We start from the raw sequence: 16,755 nt of genomic DNA on the forward strand, positions 1-16,755 counted from the left end.
TGGACACTTGCCTTACGCCCGTCTTAGGTTGTCGTGTACTCCCCGGAGAACTCGACCTCAAAGGCTGTCGCAGGGATCGTAGCTTGCGCATAGCTCCCCGTCGCCCCATAGTAGATGCGCGCGGCGCCCTGGACTCCGTTGGCAGTGGCCGCGGAGTTGAGTCTTGCTGTACAGCCGCCGCTGACCGATAGGCCATTCACCGTGGTTGCTCCGAGAGTAACGATGTTGTCACCACCAACCGCTGCAGCCGGCAACGGTAGGCTAACCTGGATCAGCCCAGTCCCAGTGTGTCCCGCCGCTACAGAGAGCCTCACCTTAAAGAAAACTCGCTTGCTGATGCGGTAGTAGCGCCCGTTCTGCACGGTATAGGTGCCAGCCCCAGCCGTGCTTGCGCCAACCACCACAGGCAGATAGGCGCTGACGTACAGGTCCGACTCTTCCGCCTGGAAGTTGCTCGCCAGAGAGTTCAGATTTGCCGCCATCAGCCGGTTGGTGTTCGCGCTGAACGCGTGGGCCGCCTCCTTCTGAATTGCCACAAGGGTTTTCCCAGTGGGCGCCGAGACCTCCAGCCCATCAAATGATACATAGGAAGATAACCCACTGATAAAGTCGATACCGTTCGACAAGCCGGCAGTTCCAGTCCCGCAGTCGATCAGCTTGTCCCGTGTCGAACGAAAATAGTCGGCATAACCAACACGCAAACCTGTTCCTTGCACAGAACCAACCCTGGTTAGCCTATTACATTCCGACTCAATATCACGAACCCCCTGCACTGCCGTTGTGTAACCCATGATCGCCGACTGCGTATAGTCAGTGAAATCGCAGCCCTGTATCCGCCCACGCTTTGCGCCCATAATCGAGTATGGCTGATACCCGGTCTTCCCCGTGACACGAATCACGGAAAAGCTTGCATCCTCGCTTGTGGATGTAGGCTGCCTATTAGCTACGAATGAAAAGACAGACCCTGTACCCACATAATTGTACGAGGTGCAGTCCTCCATCGTTACATTCTTTGGTGCACTCGTTACAGTTGCGGGCACCAGAACACTAACCTCTCCTACATTTCCCCCATTATTGAGGAATTTTCTCTTTCGGATCGTCACATTTCGAATAATTCCCCATGCATCTCCGTTTGGCTCCATATCGATTGCGCCAGGCATATTGTAGCGCGTGCAGTTTTGAAACTCGCAGTCGTCTACCAGGGCGCCGTCAATGTCGATGAATGATATGCCATTTCGGTTCTGATTGTTGACCCCGTTGAACAGCACGCGGGTAGCAGAAAAACGGAGATTATGACGCTCGGTAGCTGCTACATTGGAACTGCCGCAGTAGACGCCATCACCCTGAAAGCCGGCAATGATCAGGTCTTCCATTTCGAGATACGAGAACGCATTCAAATTCAGAAGGTGAACTTGCTCGGAGAACCCTGCGGTAGCAACTTGCCCCTGCAGAGTGAACCCGCTGAAGCGAACATTTCGTGCGTTCGTGCTCGGGTCCGATGATCCGCCGCTGCCCGGGTTGAGGCTGATGCCATATGAGCCGGGCTTCACCAGCAGCACTGCGGACGGATCATATCCCCGAGTATGGATATTCTGATAAGTTACTAGATTGCCTACCAGAATCGACATGTTGTGCGGCACGATAACCTCACCACCTCCGAAATCGCGCAGGTAGTCGTAAACGCGCTGTACATATGACGAGTAGTCGACACTTCCATCAGCAACATATCCACCAGGGAGAGCCCGCAGCAGATTGATTGGCGCTGACTTAATCAGCACATCAAAAGATGACGGCAGCGTAATACCGCTACTGCTTTGCGGTATGGCTGATCCGATCAGTGCGGCCCCTTTCGCGGTGTCTCTGTTATTCGCAAGGTCCGCACTCTTTGCCGCTCCTGCCAGCGTAGCGGCTGCATTTGAGGCGCTCGTTGCTGCGGCGGCGGCGCTGTCCGATGCGTTGGTTGCGCTGGTAGATGCGGTTGTTGCATAGGTCGATGCGCTGTTAGCGCTGTCCGCAGCATTCCCCGCCTCCGTGGTGGCAATGCCAGCCTGAGTGGTCGCCTGCGCCAGGATGCCGTTTGCCGCAACGTTGATCTCCGCATCCTTGTCTGCCAGGAACTTCTGCACGGACGGCACCTGAGTGCCATCCACCGTCGTATAGGTGTCGGTCGGGCCGCCGTTACTGAACGTGCGTGTGCGATCAGCATCCTGCTTGAACCCGTCTACCGCTTCTGCAAGGCTAGCGTAGGTCATATCTCAGGCAAAGAAAAAGCCGCCCGGAGGCGGCTTGTGTTGTTCGAATCCGCTGGCTACTTGGTCGGCACCGGCATCCCAGACCGCGCCAACTCTGGCAGCGACTCGTAGAATGCGGCCCACCGCGCGTCGCTCTCATCGATCTCGCCCAGGTTGGCGAACACCGAATCGGCTTGCGGGGACGCGAAGTAAGACACGATCGTCAACTGAGTGCTGTCGGAGAACTGGACGTTGAGCATGGCTGCCCCATTTGCGGCAGATGTGGCCGCAGTCTCATTTGATGTGCTCATAATCAGAAGGTGTACTGCGTGATGTTGACCGCGCCAATCGCACCGCTTCCAGTATTGGTGTAATAGGTGGTCTGAGGAGTCTGAATGAGCACGTCGCTAAGTGACACGTTAATTCCGGCGCCGTTTGCCGGCGACGTCTGACTGATGAAACGTTGCCCAACTTGTCCGGTATTGGCAGCGACAGTAAGGAATGAACCGACCCCAGCAGTCACATTGGAAGTCGTTCCAGTACCCGTCCAAGTACGTGCATTCGCAGGGACTGCCGCGGCAATGTTCAGCGCGGCAGGCGTCGACACGGTCGCAGTCGTGCTGAGCACCTGGATCGGCGCGAAATACACGCTGCGATCTATCTGTGCAGCGGCTGCGAACTGTCCGCCCGCGTTCGTCGGCCAAACGGATACCAGCGCCGATGCCGTGTATCCGGCGGGCATGTTGGCACCCCCGTAGACATTGGGGGCGGCAGCGGCCGTAGCATTGCTCGCCAGCAGCGCGCTACCTCCCGTCGCGGGGTTGTAGATCGCGTAGAGCGCCACGTACCCATTGGCCGGCGCAGTGCCAGTGTCCATGCCGCCGGCGCCGGTGGCGGCTAGGTTGATGGTCTTATTGAAGTTCGGCAGGCAGTAGCGCGCGCCGCCGAGTGCGGTCTCGACGATGATCTCGTCGGCCGTGAGCGCCGCCGTCGCAGAGGCCACGGCATTGTTCACCTTCAGATTGCGCGCCTGGCCAACGACGCCGGCCGCTTGCGCCACGGTCACAGCGTGATTACTCTGCGTCCCCTGGGCCACCTGTTGCGCGCCGCCCGTGCACTCCATCACGACCCAGGCGCCGTTCCCACCATTGACGGTCGACGCGACGACGTACAGCAGGCATGCGACGCCCTTCGCAGGCAGCTCGCCGCCCTGAAGTGGCTGCAGACCGAGCCCCAGAATCGGCTTCGTGCCCAGTCCGTCGACGTTGAGCGTCGACGCGCCGGTATTGGTGTTGGCTATCGCCACATCCAGCGTCAGACCAGACACCGTCGGGTAGGCCCCGAAGGCGGCCAAGTTGGCCACCACATAGGCGTTCGCGGCGCCGGTGTCGGCCAGAACTGGATTCTGGCGCGCGGTCACCGAGATCGCCGTCGCCAGATTGGCCAGCAGCGTCGCGGTCGTGCCATCGTCGATGGCCGTCTGGCCGGTGTTGGCAACGATGAACTGCGCCAGGACCGCCGTCATGATGCTGCTCTGGCGCCAGACCTTGTTGAGCTGCGCCGACGGCGCAACGCCGGCAGAAAAGCCATTGGCGAGCAGCGACGTCAGTGCTGCATACTGGGCTTGCGTCAGCACGTTGGCACCCGACCCGGCAGCGAAGGTCAGGAAGTCGTTCTGGATGGGCATGGGTGTTCCGAAAAGAGAAAAGCCGCGCGAAGGCGGCCTGTGGCGAAGTGCGAAGGATCAGGCGGGGACCGCCCACGAGCCGGCGTCGAGGCCGGCGATGTACTGGTTGGAGACGTCGAATCCGAAGAGCGGCGTGTTGTTGACCGATGGCACGACGTAGTTGGCAAGCACCCCTTCCGGCTTGAGCGGTAGGTAGCCGCCGGAGAACAGTGCGCGCAGCAGCGCGCTCGGGATCTCCCCCGACACACCCACCGTCATCGTCATGTCCTGGTTGTCCTGGATGAAGATGTTGCTGGCCGACCCAGCGAACAGGTTCGCGTAGGCGCCAGCGGCGCCGGGCACCGTTCCGTCCCAGCTATTCGCCGCGATCTTGGCGCGGATCAGCGTCCTGTACGTCCCGTCGTCGAGCGACGTCAGGCCGGTGCTGGGATCGAACGGCCCCTGCCAATTTCCCTGGTCGAAACCGAGGCCGACGGTGTCGAGCGAGAAGTAGACGTTCAGCGGCGTCCGGACCTGCCGCCTGATGCCGGCCCACAGGCCGACGGCGTCGAGCTGCACGCCAACGGCGTTGTCCAGGTCAAACGCTGCCGGGATCGACTGCATGACATTGATCTGGTCGGAAAAGCACTGCGCGACCACGGCCACCATGGCCATGAACTTCGGCTTGTCCGCGTGCTGCGTGGTGATCAGCGCGGTGTAGTCGGATGCCTGTGCCATGTCATGTCGCCGTGATCGTCGCGCTCGCAGGTGTCGCCTGGCCGGCGTGGTTGAAGGCCAGCGGCACGTCCGGCGCGCCGACGCCGCCGGGCCCGCTCAGCGTCAGCGACGTGATGCGGAACGTGCTGCTGCCAGCCACGGTCTTCGCGGCCGCCAGAGCGGAATCCCATTCGACGAAGCCACTTGGCGCGCTGCCGATCACCACCGAGTTGATGTATGCGGCCACCGCGGCCTGGATCGCCGCGCCGACGGTCGACGTGTAGCCGGCCAGCGCCTTCAACGTGATCGCGCAGGTGATGGCGTCGTACGTCGGCCGGTAGAAGCTGATCGGGTGGGCGATGCCGTAGGCATCCGTCACGTAGATGGTCGTCGTACCGTAGGTGCCACAGCCAGGCCCCTTCTTGGCGGCGATGGCCTGGGCGATTGCCGTGGCGTCGCCGCCCTCCACCACCAGGTAGATCTTGTTGGCGGGGATGCCATTGGCATCGACGACGCTCGTGTCGTTCTCATAGGGCGTCATGCGGGTCACGCCTGGCACCGCCCACACCGCCCCGACCGTCCCCTCCAGGACCGTCCGCGACGGCAGCGCCGTCGACGTGGCCTGTCGCGCCTTCAGCTGGGAATCGGTTTCGACTGGCTCGCCGGCTTGGGCGGCACTCGCGTTGGTGACCGACTGCCAACCCAGTGTCGGCGTCGCGATCTGGTTGACCGCGCCGACCCCAGCCTGCACCGCGCCGGCCGTCTGGCAGGTCGCCGTCACGGTGATGGTGCCGCTCGGCGGGATCGTGACCGCCGTCGGCAGCGCCCACTTGTTGCCATTGGCGTCTTGCGTCACGCCATTGGTGATCACGGTGCCCGCCACGCCGACGATGATCTGGTCGACCGTCGAGTTGCTCGGCGTATTGCGCCGCAGGCCGTTGATCTTGACTACGCTGGACAGGTTCGCGCCCTGCGCCGTGGCCGGCGAGAAGGCGTCGTCGACCCGCCCGAGCTGATCGTCTTCGAGAACGTGCCACGGTTGGCCACGCGCGGCCGGCACCTGCTCGACCAGATTGGCCAGATCCTGAGGCACTACGGCTACGTGGTGAACGAGACCACGCACGACTGTGGTGTGATCGGCGGGCTGGCGCAGAGCCGCAAGCGGTTCCTCCTGGTCGCACGGCACACCGCGAAGGTGCAGGCGTTCCTGTACGAGCCACCTGTGCGACGCCTGCAGGGCGTAGGTACTGTGCTGGGCCACATGCCGCTGCCCGGTGCGACCGCCGGCGGCCCGATGCACCGCGTGCCAGCGTTGCAGTGGAAGACGTGGGTGCGCTTGGCCTTTGTCGAGGCCGGCAGCGACTGGCGCAGCCTGAACAGGTTCTCCGCTGGGGTGAAGCGTCCGGTGCCATCACGGCTGGCACCAATCCCGGTCAGGGCACGTTCAGCGTCGCGGATCCGCGCCATGGCGGCACACCGAAGAACGAATTCCGGATCGTGCCTTGGCAGCAGGCTGCTGGCGCCGTTACCAGTGCACACGGCACCGGGCAGTGCGTCCAGGATCCGCGCGCTTCGACCGGCTTCGAAGGCGCTGGCAAGTACCGAGTCACCGGCTACGGCGAGCCGGCCGGCACGGTCATCGCGCGCAGCGACACCGGCCAGGGTGCATTTGCTGGGGCCGACCCGCGCCCGGGCATGCGCCGCGAGCGCGGCGATGCCTACCTGACCGGCGGTCACTACGGCGTGGTCGGCTGGGATCAGCACAGCGGCGCTGTTTCGGCAGCTGCCGGTCATGACAACGGGCGATGGTCGGTCGCTGACCCGCGGTTGCCCCTGGCCAACGACAAGCTGGTAGCCGTCATCCGTGCCCTGGATGGAACCTGGCACCGCCCCTTCACCACGCTGGAGCTGGCGGCCCTGCAAAGCCTTATCGATCCGGAGGAGATGTGGTCGCCTGATCCGAAGGTACAGCGGGAAATCGATACCTTCGACTCGCACAACCGCGCCGCCCTGCTTGGCCCCAAGGCCTTCAAGTTGGACGGCGAGAGCGACCAGGCCTGGCGCGAGCGCATCGGCAACGCGGTACCACCGGATGCCGCTCAAGCGATCGCTGAAGTGATGGGCACCACGCTGCTGCTGGCCGAGACTGGCGAGACGTTCCAACTGTCGGACACGCCGGTATGGGTGCGGCCAGTGGCGATTGCGCTGACGGTCACGCAGCAAATGGAGGCCGTATGAGCAACTCCCCAAGAATGATGCTAGGCGGAAGATGCGCTGTGAGCCGGAGGAACCTCGCCCCTGTACTTGTTCATATGGAATTCCACAAACTTCCCTTCCGCAGCAAGGCTCTCCGCAAGCTTCTGGTATCCAAGCTGGAGGAGTGGGCTGTTTTCCATCTCGTCAAGCTTTGCGCATTCGCTACGTACGCGCGCGAGAGAGCTTCTTATGCCAGTTACGGCAATCACCTTATCGGCACTAGCAAGTTCATGAAGCGGAAGCGCTTCGATAGACCGAATCACCGCCTCCGTCTCTTCCTTTCCAAGAAGTCGCCAGTATCCGTAGAACGGCACGAAGGGCATACGCTCGGCCAATCCCCGGATCGAGGCAGCGTGCTTAGTGGCCGCTTCAACCACGGCAGTCATGGCCTGTCCTTTTGCTTTGATCTCCATGTCACGCAAGTGAATTGCCTGATCGAGGGAGGCGCGCGCCTGCCGTTGGCCAATTGTGTATGCGCCAACGATTGCGCCAATCGAACCTACTGCCTGAATCCAAGCAGCCCAGTCCGATGCACTCTTGGGCGGAAAAATCGTGAACGCTGTCAATACCATGCCCAAGCCAAAGCCCATCGCAACAAGGACAGCGCTACGCCAACGCGCAATCATTTTGAAAGCCCCCCTTTTTTGGAAGGCATCCTAGCATGACGAAGGAACGCCCCATTCTGTTCTCCGGCGCCATGGTGCGCGCCATCCTCGACGGCCGGAAGACGCAGACGCGGCGCATCGTGAAGCCGCAGCCGGAATTGCGCGACGGTGACGACTGCGTGGTGCAGTACGGCGGTCGGTCATTCAGCGGGCCCCGGGACTACCTGATTGGGGAGATTCTGCCCCGCTTCGGCTGCCCCTACGGCCGGCCTGGCGAGCGCCTGTGGGTGCGCGAGACTTGGCAAGGCCCGATGTGGGATGGAGACTGGGACAACCGCCCGGAAGACGCGCACTCGCCGAAGTATTGCGAGTACGCAGCCGACGGCGGCCCTCCCCCGGAATTCATGGACGCCGAGGACAACCTGCGTCAAGGCTGGAGGCCATAAATTCACATGCCGCGCTGGGCCTCGCGCATCCTGCTGGAGGTCACCGGCGTGCGCGTCGAGCGGCTGCAAGACATTAGCGAGGAGGACGCGCTGGCCGAGGGCGTGGCGCAGGTGGACGTCGAGCGGTATGAGCCAGACCACTCCATCTGCCGCTGGTGCGGCGGAACTCGTCTCTACACCGCCATCAGTGCTGGCGGTGGTGCCCTGCCGGATACGGACTGCCTGCACTGCGACACGCACGTGAAGCGGTACGAGCAACTGTGGGAAGAGATCAACGGCGCCGGCACCTGGGAGACCAATCCCTGGGTGTGGGTGGTGGAGTTTCGGAGGGTCCAATGCGCGAACTGACGCTGGACGAGTATCGACAGGCCCGCGCGGCCATACAGGTCGAACGTTACCCCGGCACCGCCCCGTCTCTCGACGACTGGGATCCTGTCATGGTGGCCGGCGTGCCGGTAAGCCTGCGGCGCCCGCGCACTCCGGTGTGCAGCCCAGAAGGATTGGCGGACCTCTTCCCGTGTCTCGCTCGCAAATCGGAGGCCCCATGAAGTGCCTGATCACCCAGACCCTCGTCGGCGAGGCCGGCGCCATCCTCTCGGACTGCGAGCAGTACCGCTACCGCCTCTGGCGCGAGTGGGACAGCAGCCGGCCGGCGCTCGGCTTCATCATGCTCAACCCGTCGACGGCAGACCACGAGGTCGACGACCCGACCATCACCCGGTGCCTGCAGCGCGCGATCGCCGGCAAGTACGGCCGCCTGGAAGTGGTCAACCTCTTCCCGCTGCGCTCGACCGATCCGGACGGGTTGCTGACGCACCCGGCCCCGCTGGGCGAGCGCGCGGACCAGAACGACGGCGCCATCATGGACGCGATCGACCGGTGCGCGATGGTCATCTGCGCCTGGGGCGCCCACAAGGCGGCGCCGGCGCGCGCGGCGGAGGTCCTGCACATCGTCCGGATGTGCGGTCGCGGGAAGTTACTCTACCACCTCGGGCTGAACCAGGACGGCAGCCCGAAGCATCCGCTCTACATCGCGGCCAAGACGCGGCCGCAGCCCTTTCAGCGCCTCGGTTCAGCGTAGGGCTCGCTGATATCGAACCAGCCCCTTACTTGGCGATGAAATTGCTCTCCCCTCTCCCTTTGACCGTTGACTTGCTCAACAACGCTGGTCTCCCATGCGGAATAGCCGACTAGCTTGAATTTCTCCAGCCACGCACGCTGCACCCCAAAGGTCAGGGCGCGCAACTCAGCAACGGCAAGATTCGCGCGCGACAAGAAGTCCTCGTCAAACGGCTCGCGGAGATTTGCCAAATCATCCAATAACGTCGCAAGCTCATGAGCGCGCTCGATCGCGCGATCTGCAAACCATTTGACATAGCCAGGGTCCCCCGGCCGCCCATCAATCACCGCCTGAACATCGAATTTACGAGCCACATCATCCATGTCACGCCTCCATTCTTTGTTTGATGCCCGACACATGATCAGCCCATGCCTGCATCATCTGCCGACGCTCGGGGAAATACTGGGCATGGTTGTAGGCCGCCCGCACCTTGTTCCTCTCGACGTGGGCGAGCTGGCGCTCGATTACGTCTGGTCGGAACCCTAGCTCATTGAGCGCAGTCGATGCCACCCCACGAAAGCCGTGCCCCGTCATGCGCGAGTGGTAACCCATCCGGTACAGCGCATAGAGAATCGTGTTATTGCTGATATGGCCACCACGGCCGCGCGCGCTGAAGAAGACGAACTCGCGCCGGCCAGTGAGCTCTCGCAGCTCGCCGAGCACTCTCAGGGCCTGGGTGGACAGCGGCACGACATGAGGGTCACGCATCTTCATCCGCTCGGCGGGAATGCGCCACTCCGCCTTGTCCTCGTCGAACTCTTCCCAGCGCGCCTGGATCAGTTCCTTAGTGCGGACAAACGTGAGGGTCATGAGCTGCAGTGCCAGGCGTGTCACCGGGTCGCCCGGATAGGCATCAATGTCGCGCAGCAGCTGCGGCAGCTCGGCGAGCGGGATTCGGGTCTGGTGTTGGACGGGCGCCGAACGCAGCGCCGAGACGCTGTCGATGTCGGCCGCGGGATTACGGTCGCACACGCCGTTGATGATTCCATAGTGGAAGACGCCGCGCATCCGCTGCAGCAGCCGCTTCGTCGTCTCGCGCACGCCGCGCGCCTCGACCTTGCGCAGCACTTCCAAGATGGCAGGCGCCCGAATGTCAGCGACCGACATGGCCCCGATCTCCGGAAAGACCTCCCTTTCCATGGAGGCAATCACCCGGGCGGCGTGGCTCTCGGTCCAGCTTTCCTTCTGCGTCTCGAACCAACCGCGGGCCACCGCCTCGAATGAATGGCCAGCAGCAATCTTGGCTGCCCGGCGCCCTTCTTCCTTGACGACACCCGGATCACGGCCCGCGGCCACTTGGGCGCGTGCTGCCTCGCGCTGCGCGCGCGCCTGGGCCAGTCAAACCGTAGGATAGGCCCCGAAGCCAAGGCGGCTCTCACTGCCGGACGGCCGGATGTATTTGAAGCGCCAGAGTTTCCGCCCGTCGGCCATGACCTCGACATAGAGGCCTCCCCCGTCGAACAGCTTATAGGGCCGCTCGCGCGGCTTGGCGTTGCGGATCTTCGTGTCGGTCAGTGGCTCAACGGTACGGGGCATCGGATAGGGGCACCGGGAATGGGGGCATCAGCGATGCCCCTAAGAATGCCCCAAAAAGTGCAGGATGCCAACGTTCGACGGCGAACACCAACGGACGCAAAATGCGCCTAAATCCTTGATTTACTTGGGATGGTGAACCACTGCGGACTGCAGCGGCCAATGAGTGGTGCCCAGAGCGGGACTCGAACCCGCACGCCTCGCGGCGCTACCCCCTCAAGATAGTGCGTCTACCAATTCCGCCATCTGGGCAAGGGGGCGCATTGTAACGGCTGGAAGCGATTTTGTGAACTGGTGCGCGTCGATCCATCCATTGCGAGGCGGGTTTCCGCGTTCCCGGCAGGCCTCTCGCACGCGGCATTCGCGGTCGGCAGGCCCCCGCGGCGGCCGGGCCGCCCGCGGGTACACGCTTAACCGAGCAGGTACTCCCGCGCCATCGTCCGTGCCCGGTGCAGGCGGCTCTTGGCCGCCGCCTGGCTGATGCCCAGGCGCTCGGCGAGTTCCCGCACGGTCAGTTCCTCGAAGTCGCGCAGCAGGATGATCTGGCGATAATCCGCCGGCAAGGATTCGAGGGCGCTGGCCAGCTCCATGCGCAGGCCCTCGCGGGAATGTGAGCCCAGCCAGTGGTCGAGCTTTTCCTCGTCGTAGGGATCGAAGCGGAGCGCCTTGCGTCCCAGCCGGCGGCATTCCCGCTCGACCACACGGAACAGCCAGCCCGAGAGCGCGGCCAGCGCGCGCAGCGAGCCGATGTGGCGTGACAGGATCAGCAGCGCTTCCTGCACGGCGTCGTCGATGTCGCTGACCAGGCAATGCCGCTTGGCGTAGCGCCGGATATCGGGCTGGCACAGGCGCAGGATCTCCGCCAGCGCAGCGGGATCCCCGGTCTGGGCTTGCTGCAGCAGCGGCAGGTGTTGCTCGGCAACCTTCATGTCAGTTCCGCCGGGTGACGGCGCCTTTGTCCAGGCGCCGCCCGACCATGGCGCACATCGGGCAGAAGCCTACCAGGCCGGATACCACGATGCCAGCGGCGGCGAGCGCTCCGGCGATGCGCCAGCTAGCGGGCAGCCAGGCCAGCGCACCGGCGACGGCAAGCGCTCCGGCAACGATGCGCAGTACGCGCTCCCGGCCCGGCACATTCTTCACGTAGAACATCGTCATCTCCTGAAAGTCGAGGAAGTCCCTCGACCGACAAGAGGCAGCGGACGCGCGAGAGGATTCGCGCACGGGCAAAAAAAATGCTGCGACGAATTCCGGGGGACTGAGTAGCCACATTCCGTGGCCGGCAGCCGGCCGCTGGGTCACGCGACCTGTCCCGCCCGCCCCGTCACCCCGCCTCGGCCAGTGCCTCGCCGGTGATCTTGGGCCGCATGTCCAGCACGCGCCGCGCCTTGCCGGTGGTGGCACGCTCGATGCCGTTCGCGTCCACCACCTGTACCTGCGTGGTGACGCCGACGTAGGTCTTGATCTGGGCCTTCAGCTCGCGCTCCAGGGCCGCCCTGCCCTCCGCGCCCAGTGCCCCCGCGGCCTCCGGGCGGGCTTCCACGCGCACGGCCAGGGTATCGAGATGGCCGTCGCGCGTCACCACCAGCTGGAACTGCGGGGCCAGCGCAGGCGTCTTCAGGATCAGTTCCTCGATCTGCGACGGGAACACGTTCACGCCGCGGATGATCAGCATGTCGTCGGAGCGGCCGGTGATCTTGCCGATGCGGCGCATGGAGCGCGAGGTCGGCGGCAGCAGGCGCGTCAGGTCGCGCGTGCGGTAGCGGATCACCGGCAGGGCTTCCTTGGTCAACGAGGTGAACACCAGTTCCCCTTCTTCCCCGTCCGGCAGGACTTCGCCGGTGACGGGGTCGATGATTTCCGCGTAGAAATGGTCTTCCCAGATGACCGGCCCGTCCTTGCTCTCCACGCATTCGCAGGCCACGCCCGGTCCCATGACCTCGGACAGGCCGTAGATGTCGACCGCGTCGATGCCCGCGCGCGCCTCGATCTCCGCCCGCATCGCGTCGGTCCAGGGCTCGGCGCCGAAGATCCCGAGCTTCAGCGAAGTCTCGGTGGGGTCCATGCCCTGGCGCATCATCTCTTCGATGAGGTTGAGCATGTAGGACGGCGTGACCATGATGATGTCCGGCTGGAACTCGCGGATCAGCTGCACCTGCTTCTCGGTCTGGCCGCCCGACATCGGCACCACCGTGCAACCGGCCCTCTCCGCGCCGTAGTGCGCGCCCAGGCCGCCGGTGAACAGGCCATAGCCGTAGCTCACGTGCACCAGGTCGCCGGGCCGTCCGCCGGCGGCGCGGATGGAGCGCGCCACCACGGTAGCCCAGGTATCGAGGTCGCGCGCGGTGTAGCCCACCACGGTGGGCTTGCCCGTGGTGCCGCTCGAGGCGTGCACGCGGGCGATCTTCTGGCGCGGCACGGCGAACATGCCGAAGGGATAGTTGTCGCGCAGGTCCTGCTTGACCAGGAAGGGGAACTTCGACAGGTCCGACAGCGACTTCAGGTCATCCGGCGCCACGCCCGCGGCATCGAAGGCGCGGCGATAGTGCGGCACGTTGTCGTAGGCATGGCGCACGCTCCATTTCAGCCGTTCCAGCTGCAGCGCCTGCAGTTCGTCGCGGCTGGCACGCTCGATCGGTTCCAGCTCGTCGGGGTGGGGGATGCGTTGGACCATTGTCTACTCCATCGTTGTCATCATGGCGCCGGATACGAGGGGGGCGGCGCGCGGGCACTGCGGATGCTGCGGATGCTGCGGGTGCTGCGGGTGCTGCGCGGAAATCAGAGATGCGAGCGGCTCTGCACCACGCGGAAGCGGTTGGCCACGAACGCCGCGTCGGACAGCGACGCATTGGCGGCGGGGTTCGCACCGGTGGCATGGAAATCGCTGAAGGCGGCCGACTGGTTGACGAAGACGGCGCCGGTCAGGTTGAACGACAGTGCCACGCCGGCGTCCTCCGCCGCATCGCGGATGGCATCGGCCACACCATCGTCGGTGGTGTAGGCCGACAGCGTCAGCGCGCCATGCTCCTTCGCGCCGCGGCGGGCCAGCGCGATGCTGTGCGCGGTGTCCTCGGTGGCCACCACGAAGGAGATCGGGCCGAACAGTTCCTGCATGATCTTGCCTTCGTCGCTGGCATCGGTCTTCAGCACCAGCGGCGTATGCACGCGCGCGCCGGGAAATTCCGGGTGTACCAGGGCACGGCTGTCGACCACGATCTCGCCCAGTGCGCGCGATGCCGCGATGCGCTGCACCACGCCGTCGTTCTGGATCGCGCCGAGCAGTTCCACCGCCTTGGCGGGATCGCCGGTCAGCTTGCCCACGGCTTCGCCGATGGCGGCGGCCACCTGGTCGAAGCTCAAGCGCCCTTCCGGCGTCTCGATGCCGTCCTTGGGCACATAGATGTTCTGCGGCGCCGTGCACATCTGGCCGGAGTACAGGGCGAGCGAGAACGCGATATTGCGCACCATGCCCTTGAAGTCAGCGGTGGAGTCGACGACGATCTGGTTGACACCGGCCTTCTCCGTGAAGACTTGGGCCTGCCGGGCGTTGCGCTCCAGCCAGTCGCCGTTGGCGGTGCTGCCGGTGAAATCGATCAGGCGCACTTCGGGGCGCAGTGCCAGCGTCGACGCCATGTGTTCGCTGGGATCGTTGGCCACCAGGGTGACGATATCGGGATCGAAGCCGGCTTCCGCCAGCACTTCGCGCGCCACTTCCACGGTGATGGCCAGCGGCAGGATGGCGCCCGGATGCGGCTTGACCACCACGGCATTGCCGGTCGCCAGGCTGGCGAACAGGCCGGGGTAGCCGTTCCAGGTGGGGAAAGTGCAGCAGCCGATCACCAGGCCCACGCCGCGCGGTACCACGGTGTACTGCTTTTCCATGCGCAGCGGCTCGTTCTTGCCCTGGGGCTTCTCCCACAGCGCGCGCCTGGGGATGCGGCGCATCTCGTCCCAGGCATAGGCCACGGCTTCCAGGCCGCGGTCCTGCGCGTGCGGACCGCCTGCCTGGAAGGCCATCATGAAGGCCTGGCCGGTGGTGTGCATCACCGCATAGGCGATTTCGAAGCTGCGGCGGTTCAAGCGCTGCAGGATCTCCAGCGAGACGCCGACCCAGGCCTCGGGGCCGGCCTTGCGCCAGGCCGGCAGTGCCTGCGCCACGCCGGCGAAGAGCCGATCGAGATCGGGCTTCGGATAACGCACGCCCAGTGCCATGCCGTAGGGCGAGACTTCCTGGCCCGCCTCGCCCACGGTGCCGGGCTGGGACAGCGCGAACGGCCGGCCCAGGCGCGCCTCGAAGGCGGCGCGGCCGTCCGCGTTGGCGCTCTCACCGTAGGCCTTCGGGCTCGGCATTTCGACGAACGGGCTCCAGTAGCCGCGCGTGGCGATGGCTTCGGTGGCTTGCTCCAGCAACGCCTGGTGGCGGGTGAAAAACGGATGGGACACAGCTTGCTCCGGGAAAACGGCGACTGCCTGCCTGGATGGCATGGACGGCGTGATGGATGGGTTGGATACTTGGATACCTGGCAGCGCTCCGGCTGTCAGGTTTCCTGGTCGAAATCGATGACCAGCTTGTCGCTGACGGCGTAGCTCTGGCAGCTCAGGATGAAGCCGCGCGCCACCTCGTAGTCCTCCAGCGCGAAGTTGACGTCCATGTCCACCTCGCCCTCGATACGCTTGCAACGGCAGGTCGAGCAGACACCGCCCTTGCAGGCGTACGGCAGTTCGATGCCTTGGGCCAGCGCGGCGTCGAGCACGGTCTCCTTGTGCTTGTCGAGCGTGAAGCGGCGCGTGCGGCCGTCCTGGATCACGGTCACCTCGCACTGCTGCCGGCCCACCTGCTTATGTACGTGTGCCACCGGCCGCGCGGCAGGAAGGCTGGTGGCGAACAGCTCGCGCTTGATGCTCGCCTTGTCCACCCCGCTCTCCTGCAGGGCCTGCGCCACCTCTTCCATCATCGAATGCGGGCCGCAGATGAAGGCCACGTCGATGTCCTCCGGCTTCACCCAGTGGCGCAGCAGGGCCCGTACCTTGTCGCCATCGATGCGGCCGTTGAACAGCTCGATGTCGAGTTGCTCGCGGCTCAGCACGAAGACCAGGTTGAAGCGTTCCAGGTAGGTGTCCTTCAGGTCTTCCAGCTCTTCCTTGAACAGCACCGACGACGAGGCGCGGTTGCCGTAGAACAGCGTGAAGCGGCTGCCGGGCTCCGTCATCAGCGTGGTCTTGATGATCGACAGCATCGGCGTGATGCCGCTGCCGGCGGCAAAGGCGACGTAGTGGCGGCGATTGGCTTCGGCCAGCGGCACGTGGAAGTGTCCGGCCGGCGGCATCACTTCCAGCGTCATGCCGGGGTGCAGCGTGTCGTTCGCCCAGTTGGAGAAGCGCCCGCCCTCGACCCGCTTGATGGCCACGCGCAGGCGCCGGTCCTGCACCGCCGAGCAGATCGAATACGAGCGGCGCACGTCTTCGCCGTCGATGCCGGCGCGCAGCGTCAGGTGCTGCCCTTGCACGTAGCGGTAGGCATCGGCCAGCGCGTCGGGCACGGCGAAGGTCACCGCCACCGCATCGCGGGTCTCGCGGGTGACCGAAGCCACCGTCAGCTCATGGAATTTGCTCATCTCCCCACCTGTCTCGTTCAGTGAGCCTTGAAGTAATCGAACGGCTCCTTGCAGTCGCCGCAGCGGTACAGGGCCTTGCATGCCGTGGAGCCGAACTGGCTGACCAGGCGGGTGTGGCGCGAGCCGCAGTGCGGGCAGGCCACCACCAGTGCCGGCGAGGCCTTGCGGCCGATGGCAAGCGAGCCGCCGGCGCCGCGCAGGCCGCTGATGTCGATGGCCTGCTCCGCCGGCGGCGCGATGCCGTAGCCCGACAGGCTGGCCTTGCCGCGCGCGCTCATCCAGTCGGTGGTCCAGGCCGGGGCCAGGCGCGTCTGCACGCTGACGTGCCCGACGCCGTGCGCCGCCAGCGTGCGCTCGATCTCCTCGCGGATCGCCGTCATGGCCGGACAACCCGAGTACGTCGGCGTGATGGTGACGACGCAGGTGTCGTCCAGCCAGGCCACATCGCGCACGATGCCCAGGTCCACCACCGAGATCACCGGGACTTCCGGGTCCGGCACCTTGTCCAGCCAGGCCCAGACCTGGTCCAGGCTGGCGCGCTCGGCAACTGTCGCTGACATGGCGGC

General features: G+C 64.7%; 16 protein-coding genes, 1 tRNA gene and 2 pseudogenes. 4 read left to right on the top strand and 15 right to left on the bottom strand.

Translation table 11 applies throughout. The features are described 5' to 3' along the window. Window positions 1–23 precede the first annotated feature (23 nt). The 5 genes from BKK80_RS37195 to BKK80_RS12490 are packed head-to-tail and all read right to left on the bottom strand — an operon-like array spanning window position 24 to window position 5,707. Window positions 24–2,252 carry a hypothetical protein gene (locus BKK80_RS37195; protein ID WP_205683696.1) on the bottom strand — a complete coding sequence of 743 codons (2,229 nt, stop codon included), beginning with the start codon at window positions 2,250–2,252 and terminating at the stop codon, window positions 24–26. A gap of 56 nt (window positions 2,253–2,308) precedes the next feature. Then, window positions 2,309–2,491: a hypothetical protein gene (locus BKK80_RS12475; RefSeq protein ID WP_071069659.1), complete on the bottom strand. Its 183-nt coding sequence runs from the start codon at window positions 2,489–2,491 to the stop codon at window positions 2,309–2,311. A 53-nt stretch (window positions 2,492–2,544) separates the two neighbouring features. Beyond that, complete coding sequence (locus BKK80_RS36435) at window positions 2,545–3,918, bottom strand: hypothetical protein (protein ID WP_157903214.1); 1,374 nt, start codon at window positions 3,916–3,918, stop codon at window positions 2,545–2,547. Window positions 3,919–3,975: 57 nt separating this feature from the next. Then, complete coding sequence (locus BKK80_RS12485) at window positions 3,976–4,635, bottom strand: DUF2612 domain-containing protein (protein ID WP_071069661.1); 660 nt, start codon at window positions 4,633–4,635, stop codon at window positions 3,976–3,978. A gap of 1 nt (window position 4,636) precedes the next feature. Continuing rightward, the gene (locus BKK80_RS12490) at window positions 4,637–5,707 is read right to left on the bottom strand and encodes a baseplate J/gp47 family protein (RefSeq protein ID WP_205683726.1); all 1,071 of its coding nucleotides are present in this window, start codon (window positions 5,705–5,707) and stop codon (window positions 4,637–4,639) included. Here BKK80_RS12490 and BKK80_RS35585 point away from each other — a divergent pair. Further along, window positions 5,615–6,852 (top strand): annotated as a pseudogene (locus tag BKK80_RS35585) (DNA cytosine methyltransferase); the annotation flags it as partial. The gene BKK80_RS12490 and the pseudogene BKK80_RS35585 sit on opposite strands and share 93 nt — an antisense overlap. 20 nt (window positions 6,853–6,872) lie before the next feature. Here BKK80_RS35585 and BKK80_RS12500 read toward each other — a convergent pair. Next, a complete protein-coding gene (locus BKK80_RS12500) occupies window positions 6,873–7,496 on the bottom strand; it encodes a hypothetical protein (protein ID WP_157903215.1) in 624 nt (207 codons plus the stop codon). 35 nt (window positions 7,497–7,531) lie between these two features. Here BKK80_RS12500 and BKK80_RS37410 point away from each other — a divergent pair, with 35 nt between their 5' ends. From BKK80_RS37410 to BKK80_RS12510, 3 genes are all read left to right on the top strand, one after another. After that, window positions 7,532–7,921 (top strand): ASCH domain-containing protein, encoded by a 390-nt coding sequence (locus BKK80_RS37410; protein WP_236903673.1) that lies wholly within the window; start codon window positions 7,532–7,534, stop codon window positions 7,919–7,921. Window positions 7,922–7,927: 6 nt separating this feature from the next. Further along, window positions 7,928–8,269, top strand: a complete 342-nt coding sequence (locus BKK80_RS37415; RefSeq protein ID WP_236903674.1) for a hypothetical protein — start codon at window positions 7,928–7,930, stop codon at window positions 8,267–8,269. 196 nt (window positions 8,270–8,465) lie between these two features. Continuing rightward, window positions 8,466–9,002, top strand: coding sequence for a DUF1643 domain-containing protein (locus tag BKK80_RS12510; RefSeq protein ID WP_071069667.1), 537 nt, complete (start codon window positions 8,466–8,468; stop codon window positions 9,000–9,002). Here BKK80_RS12510 and BKK80_RS12515 read toward each other — a convergent pair. The 9 genes and pseudogenes from BKK80_RS12515 to paaD all read right to left on the bottom strand — a co-directional run bounded on the left by BKK80_RS12515 (window position 8,981) and on the right by paaD (window position 16,749). After that, the gene (locus BKK80_RS12515; protein WP_071069669.1) at window positions 8,981–9,364 is read right to left on the bottom strand and encodes a hypothetical protein; all 384 of its coding nucleotides are present in this window, start codon (window positions 9,362–9,364) and stop codon (window positions 8,981–8,983) included. The genes BKK80_RS12510 and BKK80_RS12515 overlap by 22 nt on opposite strands. A 1-nt stretch (window position 9,365) precedes the next feature. Then, window positions 9,366–10,577, bottom strand: a pseudogene (locus tag BKK80_RS12520) (tyrosine-type recombinase/integrase). A gap of 164 nt (window positions 10,578–10,741) precedes the next feature. Beyond that, window positions 10,742–10,826, bottom strand: a tRNA-Leu gene (locus BKK80_RS12525). Between the two features lie 158 nt (window positions 10,827–10,984). Then, window positions 10,985–11,503 carry an RNA polymerase sigma factor gene (locus BKK80_RS12530; RefSeq protein ID WP_071038304.1) on the bottom strand — a complete coding sequence of 173 codons (519 nt, stop codon included), beginning with the start codon at window positions 11,501–11,503 and terminating at the stop codon, window positions 10,985–10,987. Between the two features lies 1 nt (window position 11,504). Further along, window positions 11,505–11,726, bottom strand: a complete 222-nt coding sequence (locus BKK80_RS12535) for a YgaP-like transmembrane domain (protein WP_071069671.1) — start codon at window positions 11,724–11,726, stop codon at window positions 11,505–11,507. A gap of 172 nt (window positions 11,727–11,898) precedes the next feature. Further along, the gene (paaK, locus tag BKK80_RS12540) at window positions 11,899–13,248 is read right to left on the bottom strand and encodes a phenylacetate--CoA ligase PaaK (RefSeq protein WP_071069673.1); all 1,350 of its coding nucleotides are present in this window, start codon (window positions 13,246–13,248) and stop codon (window positions 11,899–11,901) included. A gap of 104 nt (window positions 13,249–13,352) precedes the next feature. Continuing rightward, complete coding sequence (gene paaN, locus BKK80_RS12545; RefSeq protein WP_071069676.1) at window positions 13,353–15,017, bottom strand: phenylacetic acid degradation protein PaaN; 1,665 nt, start codon at window positions 15,015–15,017, stop codon at window positions 13,353–13,355. 95 nt (window positions 15,018–15,112) lie between these two features. After that, the gene (paaE, locus tag BKK80_RS12550) at window positions 15,113–16,189 is read right to left on the bottom strand and encodes a 1,2-phenylacetyl-CoA epoxidase subunit PaaE (RefSeq protein WP_071038301.1); all 1,077 of its coding nucleotides are present in this window, start codon (window positions 16,187–16,189) and stop codon (window positions 15,113–15,115) included. 17 nt (window positions 16,190–16,206) lie between these two features. Beyond that, complete coding sequence (gene paaD / locus BKK80_RS12555; RefSeq protein ID WP_071013242.1) at window positions 16,207–16,749, bottom strand: 1,2-phenylacetyl-CoA epoxidase subunit PaaD; 543 nt, start codon at window positions 16,747–16,749, stop codon at window positions 16,207–16,209. Between the last annotated feature and the right edge of the window lie 6 nt (window positions 16,750–16,755).

It is taken from the genome of Cupriavidus malaysiensis (assembly GCF_001854325.1).
In the GTDB taxonomy this organism is placed as follows: domain Bacteria; phylum Pseudomonadota; class Gammaproteobacteria; order Burkholderiales; family Burkholderiaceae; genus Cupriavidus; species Cupriavidus malaysiensis.